Consider the following 2537-nt stretch of genomic DNA (forward strand, 5'->3'; position numbering starts at 1 on the left):
CGATGAACCCGGCGCCGACGATCACCGCCTTGCGCGCCGACCCCGCCTGCCTGCGCAGCGCCAGGCTCTCGTCGAACGACCGCAGCACCCGGATGCCCTCCAGGTCCGGGAATGACGGGATGCGCTTGGGCACCAGCCCGGTGGCGATGATCAGGTCGTCGTAGTCGACCACCGTGCCGTCGGTCAGCGTCACCGTCTTCGCGGCGGGATTGAGCGCCTGGGCCCCGCTACCCAATTTCAGGGTGATGTTGTTCTCGGCGTAGAACTCCGCGGGCTTGAGCGTCACGTCGTCGACCTCGGCGCGCAATACTTCCTTGGACAGCGGCGGGCGGTCGTAGGGCAGGTGCTCCTCGTCGCTGACGATAGTCACCGGTCCGGGGTACTCGGCGCGCCGCAGCTGCTCGGCGGTGCGGGCCGCGGCCAGCCCTCCACCCACGATGACGACGCCTGCAGAACTGCCACCAGAAATGCTCACGTGGCGTTCTTACACGATGACGCGTCGACAGGTGTGCGCCACCCTGGTCAGGACCGGGCCCGTTCGATGATGTTGGACAGCACCACGATGCTCTCGCTGCGTTCGACGTCGGCCGCGGAGCGGATGCGTTCCAGCGCCTTCTCCAGGTGGCGCATGTCGCGGGCCAGCACGTGCAGGATGGCGTCGGCGGTGCCGGTCACCGTGGCCGCACTGACCACCTCCGGAATGTTCACCCAGGCCGCCCGCAGCTCGTCGGGCGCGATTCGGCCGTGGCAGAACACCTGCACATAGGCCTCGGTGTGCCAGCCCAGCGCGTTGCGGTCGACCACCGTGGTGAACCCCCGGATGACCCCTTCGTCGAGCAGTCGGTCCACCCGGCGTTTGACCGCCGGCGCCGACAGATTGACCCGCAGCCCGATCTCGGCGAAGGTGGCCCGAGCATGCTCGGCCAACTCGGCCAGAATGCGCTCATCGGTCTCGTCCAGCCGATCCATCCGCCCTCCTGTGCAATAAACCGCTCAAATCCTACCGATCGCACAACGGATCCTGGGCGTACACGCAAGAATTGGCGATTGATTGCGCACAGTGCCGCCCATAGCTTTGTTTCATGACGATTTTCGCCGCCGGCACCCCGGCCCCCGAAGTCGCCGCAACGCCGCGGGAGACGACTCGCACCGCACGCACCCGTCACTACGTCATGACGCCGCCGACGTTCTTCGCCGTGGAGTACGCCATCAACCCGTGGATGGACCCCGACGTGGTCGTCGATCCAGGCGCGGCCATGCGGCAGTGGGAAGCCCTGCGCCAGACCTACCAGGGGCTCGGGCACACCGTGGAACTGGTCGACTCGGTGGCCGGTCTGCCCGACATGGTCTACGCCGCCAACGGCGGCCTGGTGGTCAACGGCAATGCCGTGGTCGCCCGCTTCGCCTACCCCCAACGTGCCGCAGAGGCGGACGCCTACGCGGACTGGATGCACCGCAACGGCTATCCACCACGGACCACCCGGCACGTCAACGAAGGCCAGGGCGACCTGCTGGTGGCCGGATCGCTGCTGCTGGCGGGTTTCGGCTTCCGCACCGAACGCCGTGCCCACGACGAGATCGCCGCCATCGTCGGGATGCCGGTGGTCAGTCTGGAACTGGTGGATCCGCGCTTCTACCACCTCGACACCGCGCTGGCCGTGCTGGATGACACGACGATCGCCTACTACCCGCCCGCCTTCAGCGATCACTCGCGCGCGGTGCTGGCCGAGCTGTTCCCTGACGCCATCGAGGTGGCCAGCGCCGACGCCTACGTGTTGGGACTCAATGCGGTGTCCGACGGGCTGCACGTGGTGCTGCCCGCGGCAGCCACCGGATTCATCGAACAACTGCACGCCGCCGGATTCCGCCCGGTCGGCGTCGACCTGTCCGAATTGCTCAAAGGCGGCGGATCCGTCAAATGCTGCACACTGGAGGTGTATCAGTGACCATCCTGGACTCTGTGACCGCCACGGAAGCCGCGATCGAACTCGACGATCGCCACGTGGCCCACAACTACGCACCGCTGCCAGTGGTGGCGGCCAGCGCCGAAGGCTCGTGGATCACCGATGTGGAGGGCCGTCGCTACCTGGACTGCCTGGCGGCCTACTCGGCGGTCAACTTCGGCCACCGCCATCCCGAGATCACCGCCGCCGCCCATCGCCAGCTCGATTCCGTGACGCTGGTCAGCCGGGCGTTCCATTCCGATCGCCTGGCGCCGTTCTGCGCGGCGCTGGCCGAGCTGTGCGGTAAGGACATGGTGCTGCCGATGAACAGCGGTGCCGAGGCGGTGGAGAGCGGCATCAAGGTGGCCCGCAAGTGGGGTGCCGATGTCAAGGGAGTGCCCGCGGGCCCCAACAGCAGAAGCAACATTGTGGTGGCGCACAACAACTTCCACGGTCGCACCACCACCATCATCAGCTTCTCCGACGATGAGACGGCGCGCCGCGGCTTCGGTCCGTTCACCCCCGGATTCCGGTCGGTGCCGTTCGGTGACGCCGACGCGGTCGCGGCCGCCGTCGACGACAACACGGTGGCGG

4 protein-coding genes are annotated in these 2537 nt (G+C 67.6%); 2 read left to right on the forward strand and 2 right to left on the reverse strand.

From position 1 onward, the window contains the following. Together ACN269_RS33730 and ACN269_RS33735 are read right to left on the reverse strand one after the other, a co-directional pair. A partial coding sequence (locus tag ACN269_RS33730) for an FAD-dependent oxidoreductase (protein WP_421477244.1) occupies positions 1–475 on the reverse strand: 475 nt, incomplete at its 3' end. Between the two features lie 47 nt (positions 476–522). Continuing rightward, positions 523–969 carry an Lrp/AsnC family transcriptional regulator gene (locus ACN269_RS33735; RefSeq protein ID WP_421477246.1) on the reverse strand — a complete coding sequence of 149 codons (447 nt, stop codon included), beginning with the start codon at positions 967–969 and terminating at the stop codon, positions 523–525. Between the two features lie 113 nt (positions 970–1082). Here ACN269_RS33735 and ddaH point away from each other — a divergent pair, with 113 nt between their 5' ends. Both ddaH and ACN269_RS33745 read left to right on the forward strand, forming a co-directional pair. Then, on the forward strand, positions 1083–1946 hold the full coding sequence (gene ddaH / locus ACN269_RS33740; RefSeq protein ID WP_421477248.1) for a dimethylargininase: 864 nt from the start codon (positions 1083–1085) through the stop codon (positions 1944–1946). A gap of 2 nt (positions 1947–1948) precedes the next feature. Then, on the forward strand, positions 1949–2537 hold a 589-nt coding region (locus ACN269_RS33745; RefSeq protein WP_421477250.1), incomplete at its 3' end, for an aminotransferase class III-fold pyridoxal phosphate-dependent enzyme.

It is taken from the genome of Micromonospora sp. WMMD736 (assembly GCF_049179015.1).
Taxonomy (GTDB): domain Bacteria; phylum Actinomycetota; class Actinomycetes; order Mycobacteriales; family Micromonosporaceae; genus Micromonospora.